The organism is Polynucleobacter sp. MWH-Spelu-300-X4, assembly GCF_018687515.1.
GTDB lineage: Bacteria > Pseudomonadota > Gammaproteobacteria > Burkholderiales > Burkholderiaceae > Polynucleobacter.
This window is the reverse complement of record NZ_CP061294.1, coordinates 1,395,596-1,413,970: the sequence shown is the minus strand read 5'-3', so window position 1 is coordinate 1,413,970 and position 18,375 is coordinate 1,395,596. Positions and strand designations below refer to the sequence as shown.

The window sequence follows — 18,375 nt, the reverse complement described above, 5'->3', positions numbered from 1 at the left end:
GTTATTTATGGATACCTTGATTGTTAATTCTGTATTTTTATTATTAATACTCGTATCAATTGCAACTTGGTCAATTGCTTTTATGAAATACAAGCAAATGAAGCAGGTTGCTTTGGTTGCCGAAGAATTTAATAAAGAATTCTGGAATGCTAAAAGCTGGAAGGAAGGCGAAAAGATTGCTGATGATAGTCAGTCAGATTTAGCCTTAATCGCCCAGGAAGGTTTTAGTGTTTTTAATGAATATAGTAAAAATACCGGTGCCTTAAAGTATGCTGGAGATATACGCGAGGCGTTAGAAAGCCCGCTTCATCAGGAAACGCAGAAAATCTTGCGCCGTCATGAGCGTGGTTTAGCAGAGTTGGCTTCTATTGGGTCAACGGCCCCATTCATTGGCTTGTTTGGTACGGTCTGGGGCATCATTAATGCAATGCGTACGATTAGTGAGAGTGGTCAGGCTACGATTGATATGGTGGCGGGCCCGATTGGTGAAGCTTTAGTGGCTACAGCGATTGGTATTGCGGCGGCTTTGCCAGCAGTTATTTTTTATAACTACTTTTTACGTAAGATGAAAATCTTAACGACTGAATTAGATACTTTTAATGAGGCTTTTATTCGATTGGCTAGCCGTCAGATTAAGCCTAAAAAAGTAGCGGGTGAAGACAATGCAAAGTAAAAGTGGGGCTGATGATGGCTTGATGGCGGATCTTAACGTCACTCCCTTGGTGGACGTGATGTTGGTTTTGTTGGTAATTTTTATTTTGATCTCGCCACTCATGGTGCCTCAATCTATGAAAGTGAATCTGCCTAAAACTGCTGCCGTGACGCAAAAAGATCCCGTCAAAAATGTACAGTTGGTTGTTTTATCTGATGGGTCTTTGGTTTATCAAGATAGTCCGATAACTGATAAGGAGTTGATGGAAGAGTTTAAGAAAAAATCTTCTGACAAGACTTATCAGTTACAAATCCATGCGGATAAGAAGGCTGAGTATGGTCGTATTGCAGAGATCATGGCTTTGGCGCAATCTAATGGCGTTACTAAACTATCTTTTGTAACCCTATCCGGTAACAGTACCAAGAAGAAATGAGAGATATCGTTATTGCGCTAACGTGTTAACGGATAGTACTTTTGCAACTCCAGGAAGTTAGTTTATTTTTCTCCACGCACTTGGATTCTTGCTTGACGCAGCTCCTCAATGTGTTCCTGGCGCAGCTTTTGGATAACTGCTGGCTTTAGGCGCTCTTTGCTTTCGGCAAAGCTAGAAGGTTTACCTTCACGGCGCTCAAAAAACTTAATGATGTGCCAGTTTCTACCAATTTGTATGGGGTTTTTAATGATGTGAGGTTGGTTCTTGTGCGGTAACGCCGCTTTTAAAGCAGGAGATAGTTGGACAACATTCACCCAGCCTAAATCGCCACCATTGCTAGCAGAAGCATCTATAGAATATTCTGTGGCTAGTTGAGAAAAGCTGACAGTTTTAGTTCTATCAAGAATTTCTTGGGCGAGTTTTTCATCGGCGACGGCGATTGTTGCCAAGTGGTATTCGACCAAAACTCCTTGAGGACTTAATTCTTTAACTAGACGATCATATTCTGCTTTTAATAAGCGGTCTGTTACGGCATGGCTCTTCAAATACTCCTGGAATACAAGGTCAATATAGACATTTTCTTGTGTTTCTTGCGCGAGTAATTTGACGCTTTTATTTTTAGTAAAGCCAGCATTTTTAGCCTGCTCCATTAGGAGGGCGCGGTTATACAACTCATCTCGAATCGCTATACGTAATTCAGTGCTGTCTGTTTGACCATTTTGCAATGCGTTTTGTAAGCGAAATTCAAATAAATCCTTATCTAAAACGATGCCATGGAGTAACAAGTTAACTGCGGGTACTTGACTAGTTGTTTCGCTAGTCGCTTCATTGTCTTTTGGGTTGGTCTGGCCAGTTTGAGCTAGGGCTAGTTGGCTACATAAAAAAAGACTAGTGGTTAAGAGTGCGGACTTTATAAAAGATGCGGGAAGTTTCATAAGAGTTTTGTGTAATTAAGTTAGGCTATTTTATATAAAATTCATAAAAATCAATACTATAAGATGTTAAAATTGTTGGGTTAAGATTTCATAAAGAGGTTAGCGATGCTTGGCATTCACACATTAACAGTGCTTTACTTAACCGGGTTGGCCAGTTTGGGCCAAGCTCTTATCTACTTTCTTTTATTAGGTCGAAAAGTATCTCGCGAGCAAGCGGCATGGTTAGGCTATCAGCTACTTATGGGCTTAGGGTTTTTGCTTTTAGCTAGTGGCTTAGTTGGTGAGGTTGCTGATTTTTATGTGCTTTCAGTTCTTTTTGTGTTGGGAGCTTATTTAGCACGTTTTGTTGCAATGTCTTTATCGTTGGGTGCAGCCTTAACCAAACGCTTTTTAGGTTTGGGGCTTGGAACAATTGTTTTTGTGGGTATTTTATTTAGCTGGTGCCATTCTTTAGGTGCGCCACTAGGTAGTTTGGAAACGATTGTTTTGTTGCCTTTGGGAGTTGCTTCTGGATTAACAGCTAAGTATTTATGGGATCAACGTCAAGATCTTCAATTGTCACCGATGCTATTGATGACGTATATCCTTTGCTTAGAATGTGCTATCTATGGTGTGTTGGCAATAGGAGCTTTGGCAGGTATCGGTCAAGATTATGTTCATCCAGAAACCTTGGTTCCGAGTACGGTAGCTTTAATTTCTTTTGTTATTCAATTGGCATTACCAATGTTGTGGGTAATTGATGTGGCTATCAAAAAACAAGAAACATTTGCTGGTGTATTGAAGTTAAATCTATCAGCCACAACAAAAAATAATAAAACCTCTGGGATAGCAAACCAAAGCGTTTCATCTAAACGAAAAAAAGATGCGGTATCGGCTGACGCAAATAAAAATTCAGCAGATTCTGTACAAGATTCTCATTTAACAGCCAAAGAGTTAGAGGTCTTACGTTTGGTAGTTTCTGGAAAAAAGAATAAAGAGATCGCCGATGAGCTACAGATCTCTGAAGCAAGTGTGAAGGTTCATAAGTCTCGTATGACAGCTAAATTAGGTGTGAAAACCTTGCCGGAATTAACTTTGTCATTGCAGCAGATAGATGCGGGATCTCCACAAGAATCAGTGCCTGTAGCTACCACTGCGACTGCCGCTGTTGAAATTGCTTCTGATACCACCTCACAGAATCAGTCATAAAGGTTATTTTGTTATGAAGTCGACTATGTTTATTAGAAATTTTATTGTTGTATGTGTAGGCCTAAGTATGTCTGGTGTTTGGGCTGTCACTCCAGCGCCAGAGCGATCTGCTCAACCGAATGATCCAACAGCAGGTTCTATTCAACGAGGGATTGAGCGTGAACTTCCTCAGCCTGCACTACCGTTGCCAGGTCCAGAAAAACGTTCTCAAGAGTTGTCTGCTCCTGAAACATCGGATGTGACTGTACATGTCAAGCGATTCCGATTAGAGGGCGTGACTTTATTACCTGAAGCAGATTTACTGGCTGTTGTTGAACCTTGGTTAAATAAGACATTGAATTTGACTGAGTTAAATAAAGCAGCAGATGCTATTGCTCAGTACTACCAGTCAAAAGGATTTTTAGCGCAAGCTTTTATTCCGCCACAAAAAATTGAGTCAGATGGTGTTGTACTCATTAAGGTATTAGAGGCCAAGTTGGGCGCTGTGAATGTGGAAACGGAAGGTGAGACGCGTTTTGATAAAGACATGGTAGCCAAATACATTCTTTACCGTAATCGTATTGGACAATTTGTGCAAACAAAAGATATTGAAGAAGCGATTTATGTCATCAATGAAATGCCTGGCATGGCTGTTACTACAGAATTAGCGCCTGGTGAGAATGATGGTGAGATTGCTTTAAATGTGAAGGCTGCGAGTACGCCTCTTATATCTGGTAGTGTCACGGTAAGTAATTACGGTAGTGCTTCTACTGGCCAAGAACAGGGCATGGTCAATCTTAGTTTAAATAATCCATTAGGTATTGGCGATCAATTAAGTTTGAATGGATTTAAAACAAAGGGAACTGATTATTCTCAAGCTAGTTATAGTGCCCCGATTCATGAGAGCGGCTTACGTTTAGGCGCATCCATTAGTGATATGAAGTATCACACCGTTAATGAATTTACCGGTAGCCTAGGTTCTTCAAAAACCAGTGGGTTGAATTTGTCTTATCCATTGTTGCGTAGTCAAACGACCAATGCTAATGCGACTTTAGCCTACGACCATAAGTCTTATGTGAATAGCCTGACTTCAGGAGTTACTAATAGTGACTATAACGTCAAGACTTGGACTTTGGGTTTTTCAGGCAATCACTATGATGCTTGGATGGGTGGTGGCATTTCCACAGCCTCTTTAAGTATGACAAAAGGTAAGTGGACAAATCCATTATGGGATACAACAGCCACTAATAATTATGGCCAATACACAAGCCCTAATTACAGTAAGTTCAATTTTTCCCTTAGCCGTAATCAACAATTAGTTACAGACCAAACTGTTTTAACGGCTACTTTATCGGGGCAACGCGCAGCTAATAATTTGGATACGGTAGAGCGTTTCTTTTTAGGTGGTCCTAACGGGGTTAGAGCTTATCCATCCTCTCAAGGTTCTGGTGACGAAGGCGCTATGTTAAACCTAGAGGTTCAACAACAGTTACCAGAAGGGATTGTTGGTTACGCTTTTTATGATAAAGGTTGGGTCCAACAGTACAAATCAGAAAGTGTTTACCAACAAGTAAATGCACAATACTTTAAGGCAGCTAATAACTATAGTTTGGCCGGTTACGGTATTGGAGTTAAATATACTTGGCAAAGTATTACGGTAAACGGTTTTTATGCTATCCCAGTTGGTAGCAACCCTCTTTACCGATATAACAGTACTGATTACGTAAAACAAAATAGTGATGGCCGCGCAGGTAACTATTTCTGGTTACAAGGTATCTATAAATTCTAATTTTTATAATGATTTTTAATGTTAACAACCATTTCAGGTTAAGATAAAAATAGAAAAAGTAAAGTTTCAAAAATATTAACCTTTTATCTATGTAAACCCCTCCGTTGAGGGGTTTTATTTTGGCTATTTTTATTTTTGAATTGATCTAAAAAGAGCTCATTTTTAACTGGTCTAGTTAATTGGCTTTTATGGGGGATAACCATGGTTTTTTCATGCCCGGATTTAAAGTGGTCATTTGCGCTTATTTTTAGAATTATTTTTTAGAAATAATTATTGAGAATAAAGCGTCAGGAAGTGTCAGTTTTTGGGTGTCTAAAATCCTCTGGGAGCCTTATTTATTGCGCCTCCCAGGGTTTTCTTTTATCATTCCATTCCCTCAGATTTTTTGGGTCTGAGGACTATGTGAATGATCATGAATCAAAACCATTTTTTTGCAAATTCTGTAGCAAGAAAAAATTGGCTGTTTAGCCAAGGGTTTTGTGCAATCAAAAATTTCCTCACGCTGCCTGACAAGCCATATTTTAAAAGTGTTTCAGGGAGTATCCTTGTTTCGATCTCAGGTGTTTTTTTAGCATTGAGTGCGGTGCCTGCATTTGCGCAAAATGTCACGTCTGCTACTTTGCCAACTGGTGGTCAAGTTGTAGCGGGGAGCGCCAATATTACGAAAAATGGCAATACGCTTAATGTGGTCCAGTCTTCCCAGCGTGCTGTTGTAAATTGGAGCTCTTACAACGTAGGTGCACAAGCGAAAGTGGTGTACCAACAGCCTGATGCGAATTCGGTGACATTGAACCGTGTGACGGGGGTTTCAGCTTCACAGATTGATGGCGCTGTTCAAGCAAATGGCACGGTGATTTTTGCTAATACCAACGGTGTTACTTTTGGTAAAACAGCTCAGGTTGACGCGGGTGCTGTAGTTGCTACGACCATGAATCAAAGTAATGAAGAATTCATGGCGGGTAAGACAACTTACACCGCGAAGGGTGGTGTGAATGCTCAAGGCAAAGTGACCAATCGCGGCCAGATTAAAGCCAATGATTACGTGGCTTTAATGGCGCCAGAGGTGCGTAATGAGGGAGTGATTACAGCGCAAGGCGGCACTGGTAATGGTGCTGTAGCTTTAGCGAGTGGTAGCGTTGTGACATTGAATTTCAATGGCAATCAATTCGTGAGCGTGAAGGTTGATGCATCGGTTTATAAATCGCTCATTGTCAATCGCCGCTTGATTGAGGCGCCAGGTGGTGCGGTCTTTATCGCGGCGAACTCAGCTGCTCAATTGATGGCGTCTGTCATCAAAAACTCTGGACGTGTATCTACGACATCCATGGTCAGCAATGGCGGCCGTATTGAAATTATTGCGGGTACTGTGAAGAATGCTGGCGTCTTCGAAGCTAATGCAAATGGGGCTTCTGGGAACGGTGGTCAGATTGCCGTGAATGGTGATGTGATTAAATTAGGTGCTAGTAGCAATATTCAAGCGAATGCAAAAACTGCCGGTAATGGCGGCAAGATTGTGGTGATGTCAAACAAGTCAACCACCGTGGCTGGTAGCTTGAGTGCTCAAGGTGGTTCTAGTGTAGGTAATGGTGGTTTGATTGAGACTAGTTCTCATGAGAGTTTAGCTATTGCACCTAATGTGAAGGTAAGTACTGTAGCTCCTGCAGGCAAAGCTGGTACTTGGTTATTAGATCCTAATGACTTAACTATTGATGCTGCTTCAGCAGCGGTTATTTCATTAGCGTTGCAGAATTCGAATGTGACCGTGCAAGTGGTCGGTAATGTTTGTTCAGGGGGAACTTGCACTCAAAATGGGTCTGGTAACTTGACGATTGCTTCCGGGGTTGAAATTCTAAAGTCCGGAGCAACACCGACAACTTTGAGCTTATTTGCGGACGGCACTTTCTTTAACTATGGATCGATTAATGCTGCACCAGGATCCTTGTTAAATGTTTTAGTTAACTCTAGTGCGGTAACTTTAGCTGCCGGAAGTAACATTGCTGCCAATCAGGTAACAGTGATAGCTCAGGGACCAGTTAACATTTTTGGCTCTATAACTGGGATAGGCTCTAATCCATTAGTTAATATTTTAGCTGGGGTATTTAACCTTTATGGAGCGATAGCGGTTGACTTAACAATAGGTAACGGTGGCAGGGTTGTCGTTACCTCAAATAAGGTTACGTTAAGCTCTGGATCCAGAATTGAAGCTAATGGCTTAACTGATGGTGGTGAGGTTACGGTAACATCTAATTTGACTGGCGAGATTAATTCTCAAGGTTACGTTCAGGCAAATGGTGGCACTGGTCGTGGAGGTACAATTACCTTTACCGATACCCAGACAATCTTTATCCAAAATGCAACTCTGCAAGCCAATGGTAACGATGGTGGTCAAATCACCTTATCGAGTTACTCTGGCGACATCAACATTCAAAATAGCTTAATTCAGACGAACGGCTCAACGGGTCGTGGCGGCAGCATTGGCATTTCTGGCGCTAACTCCACAACACTCGTTGCATCCACAATTAATGCACAAGGTTGGAGTCAAGGCGGAACCATTCTCATAGGCAATGATGCGAAGAACGGCACATTGCCTTTTTCTTTGTCCGCTAATTTAGATGCACAAACTACTATTAGTAGTAATCAGTTAGATATTGCTAATGCAATCAATGGCGGTTTTATTGAAACTTCGGGCCATACATTAAATCTACTAGCTAGCATTAATGCCGGTCGCGGTGGTATGTGGCTCATCGATCCAAATGACATCACGATTGATTCAACTTTTGCAGGAACTATTGTTACTGCATTGGCAAGCAGTAACGTCATTGTTTCAACAACTTCAACTGCGTGTAGTGGAGTTAGCTGTGGTGGATCTGCAGGCAGTGGCAATATTTCTATTACAGGTAATATCACTACCAACACTAATTACGATTTATCCATTCTAGCTAGTGGAGCTATCTCGGTTAGTGGTGGCGTAAAAATTTGGCTTAATACTTCAAATAACTCGACCTACACTAAATCAACAGGCACAGGTTCTCTTTACATGGGAGGGCAAGATGTTGCCACCATTACTTCATCCAATTGGAATTCTGCTTGTAGTAATTGTTACGCATTAGCTAATACTGCTACTACGGCTGCAAATTATGCGGCTATTAATTTAGGTACATCCGGTGCTGGTTCCTCTGCCGTCGATGTACGTGTTGGTGGCGATGTTGTTATGGCAGGTAAAAATACTACTGGGTCTGGCGGCTATGCGGGCATCACTATGTATTCTGGTTCTATTGTTTATGGTAGAAATATTTCCTTATTTGGCATTAGTTCAGCGGGTGTGGGTATGCAACTTAGCTGGGGAAGTTCAGCAACGATTGATCTTCGCGCAACGTCAGCAACTGGAAAACTATTATTGGCTGGGGAGTCCAGCTATGTTGATGCTGGAGCAACAGGCACTAATGCTTTAGGTGTATTTGTGAATGGCTCCGTGCTTAGGGCTCCAACTCTAGAGATTATTGGTCGAAATACGAATGCTTCTTGTACTAGCAATATTGCCTGTGCTGGTATCAGTCTTGGTTGGTATACAACATCAGCTCAAACAACCAATATCTATACCAATTATCTAAAGCTCACTTCAGATAAAGTGGTCCTTGGTCTGAGCCCAGTGGCTGTAGCGCTTTGTGATTCTGGTTGTGCATCAGCTGGCTCTAATTTTGGTATTGATTTTTCGAGCTATGCTTCATCGAGCGCTATGACTTTTTATTACCCAAGCACTAGCTCTAATGCGATGGCGGTGTTGGGAAATAACTATGGTAACTATTTAGTTTTGCCTGCAGCTGGCACAACATTGAATGCTTATAAATATAGTCAAAACGCTGATATTGTATTGAGCTCTTCTATATCTGTCGCTGGTCCGATTAGCCTTACTGGGACAAATATTTATCTCAATGATGCCAGTTTGACTAGCACTGCTTCAGGCGCAAGTATTTTGCTCAAAGCAACAGGATCAATTACTGTTGGATTAGGATCTACTACAACTCTTAAAACCAATAACGGTAACATTACTCTTTGGGCTGATTCAGACGGAAATAATGATGGCTATATTCGCGTACGTGAAAACGTAACTTTTAATAGTGCTAATGGGTTAACTAACCAGTCTACAGGTGGCGGCGCTATTACCTTGGCTGGCGGTAGCGCGACAGACAGTCTGACAGGGCTCCCAAATGGCTACGCTTATTCCCCAAGTGGCAATACGGCGACTTGGGGAAGCACAGCTGCTGCGGGTGTTCAGTTAGCCGCATATACCACTGTGGCTAATAGCATCGCATTCTATAGTGGTGGCGGTAATGTCGTTATTAAAGGTAAGTCGGCAAATGGCATGCCTGGAATTGCTTGGATTTCAGGTAACAGTTCAGGCGCAACACAAATTATTGATGCGGGTGCCGGCACGATCACGGTAGATGGTCAAGCTGTTGGCACGGGGCATGGGATTGAGTTCACTTATGGTGGAGGCGGCGCTTCGCCAACACTAAAATCGGCTAGCTCCGCAACCGTCGCAATTTCCGTAACTGGTGCAACGACGTCAACTGGTGCATATGCCGGTTATCAAGGTATAGCAACTTTTATTGCGAGTGGCACAGGTGGCATTAGTTTAAGTGGTGCAACTTCTGCCACGGCATACCGCTCAATTCAAGCGAATCCAATCAATCTCTATGCGGCCAGCGGCGATATCACGATAACCGGTACGGGCGGCACTGGTATTAATATCGATGGTACGTGGGGCAAAGGAACTCTCGCCTCTAGTAGTAGCAATATTACGGTGACAGCGGCTAGCATCACGCTTAATAGCACGACTACTAGCACATCTGGTAATATCAAATTTGATGGCGCATTAACCGTCACGGCAGATGAAACATTTACCACAACCGCTGGCATTGTTACATTCACGGGTGCGATTAACAGTGATTCTTCCACAACACCTCGTGCTCTAGTAGTTAATGCCGGTACTGGCTCAATTATTTTCAATGGTGCTATCGGAGGCATTTATCCTATAGCTAGTTTGGTGGCATCAGCATCAGGGGGTATTACCATTAACGGTAGTATCACTACTGCGACTGGTTTTTCTGATGGCTTGCTTTTTGAGAAATTTGATGGCTATGTTGGTAACAATTTAACTGCTTTTACTACCGCGCAAAACGTTCAGGCTTCTGAAGTTTCTGGGGCGCCTGGTAATACAACTTCTGTTGTTAGCACCACAATTGATGTGTGTCCTAGCGGCTCTTGTGATGATACCTACTCATATCGTATTACTGGTTACTTTGTTCCTAAAGTATCTGGGGTATATACATTCCAGATTAATGGTGACGATAGCAATGCGATATTTATGGGCGCTGCCAATCAAACAATTGCGCAACTTAAAAAACAAGTTGAGGTGAACCCCATTTCATCTAGCACACCAGGTTTCCTAGCGAGTTGGAATGGTACCAACTGTTGTGTAAACAATACTGGTAACACGCCAAGCTTAACGGCTGGTCAAGCTTATCCAATCTATGCGATGTTTAGTGAAAATGCTGGCGGCGATAATTTGAAAGTTGCTTTCAAATTATCGGGTGATAGTAACTGGATTAGTGCAAATTCAAGAGATGCTTCTAATGGTGTTGGCTACTACTTTAATGGCGTGCCTAATGCTGGCGTTAATTTGACGGGTCCAGTGACTATCAATAACGCAACCATCACAGCACCTAACGGTCGTGTGCAGGTGAATGGTGCGGTCACTGCAAATCAAATTAATGTCAGTGCGAAAAATGTGATGTTTAGTGGTGCTAGTACGGTCAGTTCAGCGGGAGGTGTGACCATCAGCGCAACATCAGATATTGTGCTTAATTCAGCGCTTGCTTATACGGGAACAGGTGCCGGCACTTTCTCATTCACCGCGGGCGATAGTATTTTTGTCAACAATACCATCACATCAACTGGTGGTCCACTTGCGTTGCAATTTAATGCTGATGCATCAACTGGGTATATTGGTATTGAAAACAGCCTCACTACTAGAGGTGGAGCGATTTCTTTCACTGCCGCCACCATTTCCTTGCAACAAAATGCATTTACGATTGATACAAGCCTATCTGGTAGCACTGGTGGAAGCGTTACATTCAATGGTAATTTAATATTAGCTAAAGATTCTGGCGATATCACCATTAATACAGGTGGTGGAACGGTAACATTTAATGGCAGTGTCGATTCTGCTTCTTCTTATTTACGTCAGTCAGATTTATTTGATGATTTGGTTTCAACAACAGATGGTTGGACCTTAGGTACTAACGGCACTTATTCTGCAGGATCATGGGGCACGATACTTGGTTTATTTGGCTCAGGCGGCACTGTCAATCGAGCGATTAATTTAGGCGGCGCTGCGAGAACTATCGCATTTGAGTTCTACCGTGTGGATTCTTGGGATTCTGAGTACTTCTACGTGCAAATTGGCGGTAATGATGTTTTTACAGGTCGCTTTGTGTGTTGTACTGGGGTCTTGGCAACAGAAATGTTAACGGCTGCTAGTCAAACAACAAACGGATATACAACCTTGATACAGCCAATCGGGGCAGGTTTGGTAAATGTTACTGGTAACGCTGGATGGGATGATCAAAAATATAAAATTAGTATTACAACTCCGTCAGCGTTAACAAGTCTTAATGTGGCACTCCGTTCTAATTTGGATAGTGCTTATACAGATGAAGCTTGGGGAATTAAAAACTTTACTGTTTCAGGTGCGGCGACAACCTATATGGGTAATGCGAGTGGCTTGAATATTAATGCTGGCACTGGCAATGTTAATTTTAATAATGCTGTCGGCGGTAATAAGGCTACAGGCAACATCACTGTAAATGGCGCTGCAGTAAATGCAAGTAATATCAATATCTACAATGGTGGTACGTTAAGCGTCACTAATACTGCAGCAAGTAGTATTTCGGGGGTCATTTCAGGCGGGATGACGCTGACTAAAGCAGGTGCTGGAACTTTAACTCTGACTGGCAACAGTACTTATACTGGTTTGACAACAGTCAATGCGGGTACGCTTAAGTTTGCACCTTCGTCTGGTTTTGCAATGGCCTTAAGTGGTGGCATTACTAATAATTCTGACGTGCTATACGACGCAACAAGCGCCAGTGTTTTATTTTTGGATGGCGCAGTTTCAGGTGCTGGTACATGGACAGTCAACAGTGCGACCAGCAACACAACCTTTAATAATCGTATGATATTTAGAGGTACGGCCACTACCTCAGGTCAGGTGACGGTGACCAACTACGGTAACTTCTGGCTTGAAGGTGCTTCCATTAATACAACTTCACCAATTTATCTAAATGGCGCTAATACTTATTTGCGCGTTTATGGGTCGGCTGGCGCAACCATTAAAGCAGGAACGATCACCGGTAACGGTACAGTTGATTTCACCTCAGGTGGTGGCGGTAAAGCACTTACACTTTCAGTGGGTAATGACAACGGTACAGGCACGTTCAGTGGCGTGATTGCCAATTCTAGTGCTGATAACGGGCCTACTGTATTGAGTATCGCTAAAGCAGGGACAGGCACTTGGACACCATCTGGTACCAATACTTATACAGGTAGCACAACTATTACTGGCGGTACTTTGGTAATTGCTGCGGATGCGAATTTAGGGACAGCACCAACTTCAGCAACTGTAAGCTCGCTTGTGTTGAATGGCGGTACTTTATCCGCAACTGCTGACATCACACTCAACACAAATAGAGGTATTAGCCTTGGTGCAAATGGGGGCACCTTTAACGTGGCTAGCGCTAAAACACTTACTTATGGTGGCATCATGGCTGACATAAGTGGAGCAGTGGGGGGTTTAACTAAAACAGGAGCAGGTACCTTAACACTCAGTGGTAGCAGTACTTACTCTGGTGCAACTAATGTCAATGCAGGCACCTTAAAACTTACTAGTACTGGTGTAATTTATAACTCAACAAGCATCGCTGGCTCTGCCTCAGCAATAACTACTGTGGCTTCAGGCGCGGTCCTGGAGTTGACCAGTTGGGGTTGGGCTGGCACAGGGGGGCTTGGTCAAAGGTATTTTGATGCAAGTGCTTTAGTAATTAATGGTGGCACTTTGCGTTACTCTGGCACAACTAACACAGTTGACTCTTCAGCTACTCGGGGTCTTACTGTAGGAGTAAATGGCGCAATTTTTGATTCGGTCACTTCAGGTGTGACATGGACAATGAGTGATGGAAGTGCTACACCATCTTATAAATCTATTTTCAATGGAAGTGTCACATTTATGGGCGCGGGCAATATAGGCTTTGCGCATGTAATTACTGGATCTGGCGCTACTGTTACTAAAAATGGTACCGGTACTACTACCTTGAGTGGCGCGAATACTTACACAGGTATCACGGCAATTAATGGAGGTATTTTATCGATTAGTTCTGATGCTAATTTGGGGGCTGTGCCAGCATCAGTAACTGCAAATTCAATCGCGCTTGGTGGTGGCGCTCTACAAGCGACAGCTAACATGATTCTTAATCCGAATCGTGGTATCACTATGACGGCTAATAGTGGCTTGGCGGCGACTTCAACAAACGCGCTCGTTTACGCTGGTGCTATTACTGGCGGCTTTGGTTTAACCATTAATGGCGCAAGTCAAACAGGTACCGTTTCTTTGGCTGTGGCTAATAGCTACACTGGCGGTACAACGGTTACAGCCGGCTCATTGGGTGTTTATAACAATGGTTCCATAGGTGCGGGTGCGTTGACCTTGGGCAACAACAGCACGCTACTTTTAGGTCGTGCGATTACAGAGGTAACTAATAACATCTCCCTAACAGGTAATGCCACAGTGGCTTTTGATACCAATGTGGAATATCTCATCGTCGGCGGCGGTGGCGGTGGTTCAGGTGGTGGCGGTGGCGGTGGTGGCGTTGTTTCTCAATCAGCAAGCTTGGCTGGTACTACCTACGCGGTGGTAGTTGGTGCTGGTGGTACGGCTGGTTCACCTAACAACGCGCCTAAATCAAATGGCGGTACCGGGGGCAATTCATCGTTTAATAGCGCTATCGCATATGGCGGTGGTGGCGGTGGTCAAGTTGTTACCGCTGGTCAATCGGGGGCCTCTGGTGGCGGCGCTGGTCAAGACAGTGGCGCAGCAGCAAGTACTGCGACACAAGGTTATGCGGGTGCCGCTGGCGCTTGCGCCTGTGGTTCAACAGGTGCAGGTGGTGGTGGTGGTGCTGGCGGTGTAGGTAGTCTAGGTTGGACGGTGGGTGCTTATAACACTGCTTATGGTTTGACTGGCCAAAATACAATGGGTGGTAATGGTGGTATTGGTGCTGCCAATTCAATTACTGGCACATCAACTTACTATGGTGGTGGCGGTGGCGGTGGTGCGAACAATAACAATGGTTCGCAGCCAGTAGCAAGGGCAGGTCAAGGTGGCTTGGGTGGTGGTGGTACTGGTGCAAATGCGGATAGAGGTAATGGTGTAGCTGGTGCTGCCAATACTGGCGGCGGCGGCGGCGGCGGTGACTACGAAGGTGTTGGTGCAGCCGGCGGCTCAGGTGTCGTGATTGTACGTTACCTAGGCGCTGATGCAGGTTCTGGTGGCACAGAGACTGTCGGTACTGGCACAGCCACTGGTTATAGCTTGCATACTTTCACAGGTAGTGGCACTCTGACACTTAATGCAATCGCTGCAAAACTATCAGGTGTTATTTCTGGCGCGAATAAATTAACAGTGAATGCTGCGCCAGGCACCTTGACACTCTCTGGTGCTAATACTCATACAGGTGGCACTACTGTTTCTGGCGGTATGTTGATTGCAGGTATCGCTTCTACTGGCTCTGCTGGTGCAGTAACCAACGGCCCATTTGGTACAGGCACGGTGACAGTGAACTCTGGCTACACGGTAGAGTTAAATGGTTACGCAATTGCTAATACCTTTAACTTAAGCGGCGCAGGTTTAAATAGTAATGGTGCATTGATTAACTCAACATCAACAGCTCTGACTTTACCAGGGGCTATAACTTTGGCTGCTGATACGACTATTAGCAGCACGGGTGATCTAACGCTTTCAGGTGCGATCACCTCAGCAACCTTCGGTTTGGCATTTAAGAATGGTGGTAACTACACGTTAAGTAATACCTCAAATAGCTTAAGCACAATTGCTGCGACTGGTATTTCATCACTGACTGTGACTAATAATTCAACATTAACTGTAGGTACGGTGAACACCATCGCTGGCATTTCATCAGCGGGTGTGATTTCACTTACCTCTAACGCGATAGAGTTAAACGGCAACTTAACCGTGACAACATCAACCACGAATGGTGTGAGCTTGTTGTCTAAAACCTACATCAAAAATACTGGGTTATCGTCAACGACGATAAATACGCAGGGCGGCGCTTTAATCATCGCATCTAATATTGATGACGCGACAGACGGTGATACAACCACTAATGGTTACATCATGCTTCGCGAAGGCTTAACAGTGAACACCCGAGGCGGTGATATTACCATTGGGGGTGGTGATGCCAGCGGTACTGGTTATGCCTTAGGTAGTTCGGCCAGCACACTCACTGAAGGTGTGCGGATTGATAAAGTACTTTCATTAGCATCTGGCGGCGGCAATATCAGTATCAAAGGTAAGTCTTATGCTGTGAGTGTCGGCGCTGCTACCGGCGGGGCAGGTTTTGGTATTTACTATTTGAATAGTGCTGGGTTAATTAACTCTGGTACAGGCACTATTTACATTGAAGGTTATAGTCAAACAACGAATACCTCTACTTATGGTTCAGGCATTCTTTTTGCCTTGAATAGCTCATACGCCACCACGATTACTTCAGCGAATACCACGGCAAATGCAATTAAATTGGTTGGCATCGCCACGGGCACCAGTGCCGATACTTGGGGTATAGAGGTTGAGACAAATTCCCCGCTTAATCTTTATGCAACGGGTGTTGGTGGTGGCATTAGTGTCTTAACGTCTCAGAAAAATACTGGCTCAAATTATGACGCTGTTTATAGAAGCGCCGTAGAAATATTGGCCAATGGTGGGGATATTAAATTACTAGGTGGTCAAACATTGTCGGGCTCAGCAGGTATTGCTAATGGCATTTGGCAAATTGAAGCCGCTTGGGCGCTTGGCTCAAAAACAGGTTCAAGTTATGTAGCAAGTAGCTCGAGTAACCTCACTATCAATTATGACAAGTACTACTTTAGTGGTATCAATCCTACAATTAAAACTACAGGCACATTCACTTGGGATGCTTCTGGTGCTTCAACCACAGGTTTCGGTCAGAGTGTAAATACAGGGTGGTTTGCAATTACAGGTATTAGTGGTTTAAGCATCGGTTCTTTAGCGAATACGCAGAATATTAAAATTGGAAGTAATCTAACCGTAAATGGTAATGTGACTTTGTTGGCGATGGGTGGTACATCAGCTGATATTTACATGGATGATTCCACGGGATCTCTAACTGTGACAGGCGCAAACAGTACTACCCTAATTAAAGCGTCAGAACATGTGTATATGTATAGTGCCAGTGGTGGTATCACCGTCAATGGTGCTGGTAGCAATACCCTGACCATCATGGCCGGTAAAGATATCATGATTAATCAGGCAATTAATGGCGCTTCAGGCAAACCGCTGACGGTCAATTTATATTCTGATGTGGATAACACCGGTGGCGGCGCGATTTTGCTTGCTAGTACAGCTAGCATTGCCACTTATGGTGGCAATATTACTTTACGTGGTGGTACAGGTGACATAACTACAGGTTGTGCGGCCGCTAAAACTTGTATAGCAGGCTATGCCTCAAATTCTGGCGGTGACTGGCTTGGTTGGAATGGCGCTATTTGGGTGCCGGGCTATCAGGATAACGTTGATGGCATCACGATTGTAAGCTCAGGCTCGATTGATGCGGGTGCTGGCGCTATCACCATGATGGGTCGTACTTCTGATTCTGGTTACTATGGTGTTTTGATTTATAACGGTGGTACCACGATTAAAGCGGGTGGCGATATTACGATTAGCGGTATCGGTGCAAGTGGCGGTAGTGGATGGGGTTTGTATCTTGGAAATGGCACCGTGTGGTCGACGGGTGGCAATATCAGCCTGACGGGTACTGGTAGCAACGGGATGTATCTAGGTTCGCAAACGGTTGCTGCTGGTAATAGCACCACATTTACGAGCATGATCTCTGGCGGTACTATTACCATCAATGCGACTGGCAATACCTCTGGTTACAAGGGCTTGCGCCAGGATACATCTTCAGTAGTGGCTTTTGGCGCAATCTCGGTGACGGCAACCGCTATTGGTGAGCATGCGTTCTACATGCATGGCACAGGCGCTAAAATGCAATCGGCTTCAGATATTACAATTAGTGGGACTCAAGGTTCTTGGGGTCTAACGATGTATGACAATAGCTTTATTCAATCGACTAAGGCTAATTCAGCGTCAACGGGCAATATCTCGATTACTGCGAGTGGTACGAATGGTGGTTTATATACCAATACTACAGGCGGTATTTATGCAACTAGCAATACGGCCACGCCAACAGCTACACCCACTGCTGGTGGCACATTAAGCATTACCGCTACAGGAGCCTCACAACAGGGTATTTATCTAAATGGTGGATCTTTAATTTCGTACGGGGCAATGACTCTAAATGGAACTGCTTTAACGACTGATAATGGTGTGAGGTTCGTAGGTTCTGGACAAGTAAAAGCAGTTGGCGATGTGATCATTAATGCTATTACAGGTAGCGGTAATGCTAGTTGGTCTTTCTACCAAATTGATAGCCGTTTCACTCAATCAACAGCTGGCAATATTAATATTACCGCTACTGCGGCAGTAGGGTATGGTATGTACATATCTGGCGGTGGCTTGGTGGCGGGTAATGATACGACCACGCCAACAGCCGGCGGCTCAATTACGATTAACTCGACCTCTACCTATAATGCGATTGATGGTGCTGCTTTAAGATTGGATGGTACGAGCACAAAGATTATTGCCTATGGTGATATTACTGTTAATGCCAATGGTGCTGCGGCTGGTTTAAGTACAGCTAATCAGCAAGGACATGGCATCATCCTTTGGGGTGGTGCGCAAGTGGTTCGAAGCTATAACGGTGCAGTGAGCATGACGGGTTATGCGAATCATGCGGCCGGTGCGATTACTGACTGGGCGAACATTTCTGCTGGTATTACCCTTTATTGCGGTTGTGTGACGATTCAAGCTAAGGGTGATATCACGCTCAAAGGGGTTTCTTCGTCAGGCATTGGTCTTTATCTCACCTATGCCACTGGGACTGGCGGTGGAATCACCTCTGAAACTGGCAATATCGTGATGAGTGGTTTAAGCAATGCCGCTTCTTATGGTGGCGCTATCATTCGT

General features: G+C 44.0%; 6 protein-coding genes (1 of these 6 running past the window's edge). 5 read left to right on the top strand and 1 reads right to left on the bottom strand.

Annotated features, from left to right (window positions below; all coding sequences use genetic code 11):
• The first annotated feature begins 7 nt into the window (after window positions 1-7).
• On the top strand, window positions 8-673 hold the full coding sequence (locus ICV01_RS07250) for a MotA/TolQ/ExbB proton channel family protein (RefSeq protein ID WP_215287008.1): 666 nt from the start codon (window positions 8-10) through the stop codon (window positions 671-673).
• Complete coding sequence (locus tag ICV01_RS07245) at window positions 663-1,085, top strand: biopolymer transporter ExbD (RefSeq protein ID WP_215287007.1); 423 nt, start codon at window positions 663-665, stop codon at window positions 1,083-1,085. Before ICV01_RS07250 ends, ICV01_RS07245 begins: the two co-directional genes overlap by 11 nt.
• 62 nt (window positions 1,086-1,147) lie before the next feature.
• Here ICV01_RS07245 and ICV01_RS07240 read toward each other — a convergent pair whose 3' ends face one another.
• Window positions 1,148-2,020: a peptidylprolyl isomerase gene (locus tag ICV01_RS07240; RefSeq protein ID WP_215287006.1), complete on the bottom strand. Its 873-nt coding sequence runs from the start codon at window positions 2,018-2,020 to the stop codon at window positions 1,148-1,150.
• Between the two features lie 105 nt (window positions 2,021-2,125).
• Here ICV01_RS07240 and ICV01_RS07235 point away from each other — a divergent pair, with 105 nt between their 5' ends.
• The 3 genes from ICV01_RS07235 to ICV01_RS07225 form a co-directional block, all read left to right on the top strand.
• Window positions 2,126-3,208 carry a LuxR C-terminal-related transcriptional regulator gene (locus tag ICV01_RS07235; protein ID WP_215287004.1) on the top strand — a complete coding sequence of 361 codons (1,083 nt, stop codon included), beginning with the start codon at window positions 2,126-2,128 and terminating at the stop codon, window positions 3,206-3,208.
• Window positions 3,209-3,233: 25 nt separating this feature from the next.
• Complete coding sequence (locus tag ICV01_RS07230) at window positions 3,234-4,976, top strand: ShlB/FhaC/HecB family hemolysin secretion/activation protein (protein WP_215287002.1); 1,743 nt, start codon at window positions 3,234-3,236, stop codon at window positions 4,974-4,976.
• Between the two features lie 583 nt (window positions 4,977-5,559).
• Window positions 5,560-18,375 carry the 5' portion of an autotransporter-associated beta strand repeat-containing protein gene (locus ICV01_RS07225; protein ID WP_251369422.1) on the top strand. The gene runs 6,321 nt beyond the window's last position, so 12,816 of the gene's 19,137 nt are visible here — the first part of the coding sequence; it begins with the start codon at window positions 5,560-5,562; its stop codon lies beyond the right edge, outside the window.

Bases quoted from the DNA above. Each gene is read 5' to 3' on its own strand.
- ICV01_RS07245 (WP_215287007.1), top strand. From the start codon at position 663: ATGCAAAGTAAAAGTGGGGCTGATGATGGCTTGATGGCGGATCTTAAC.
- ICV01_RS07230 (WP_215287002.1), top strand. From the start codon at position 3,234: ATGTTTATTAGAAATTTTATTGTTGTATGTGTAGGCCTAAGTATGTCT.
- ICV01_RS07250 (WP_215287008.1), top strand. From the start codon at position 8: ATGGATACCTTGATTGTTAATTCTGTATTTTTATTATTAATACTCGTA.
- ICV01_RS07240 (WP_215287006.1), bottom strand. From the start codon at position 2,020: ATGAAACTTCCCGCATCTTTTATAAAGTCCGCACTCTTAACCACTAGT.
- ICV01_RS07235 (WP_215287004.1), top strand. From the start codon at position 2,126: ATGCTTGGCATTCACACATTAACAGTGCTTTACTTAACCGGGTTGGCC.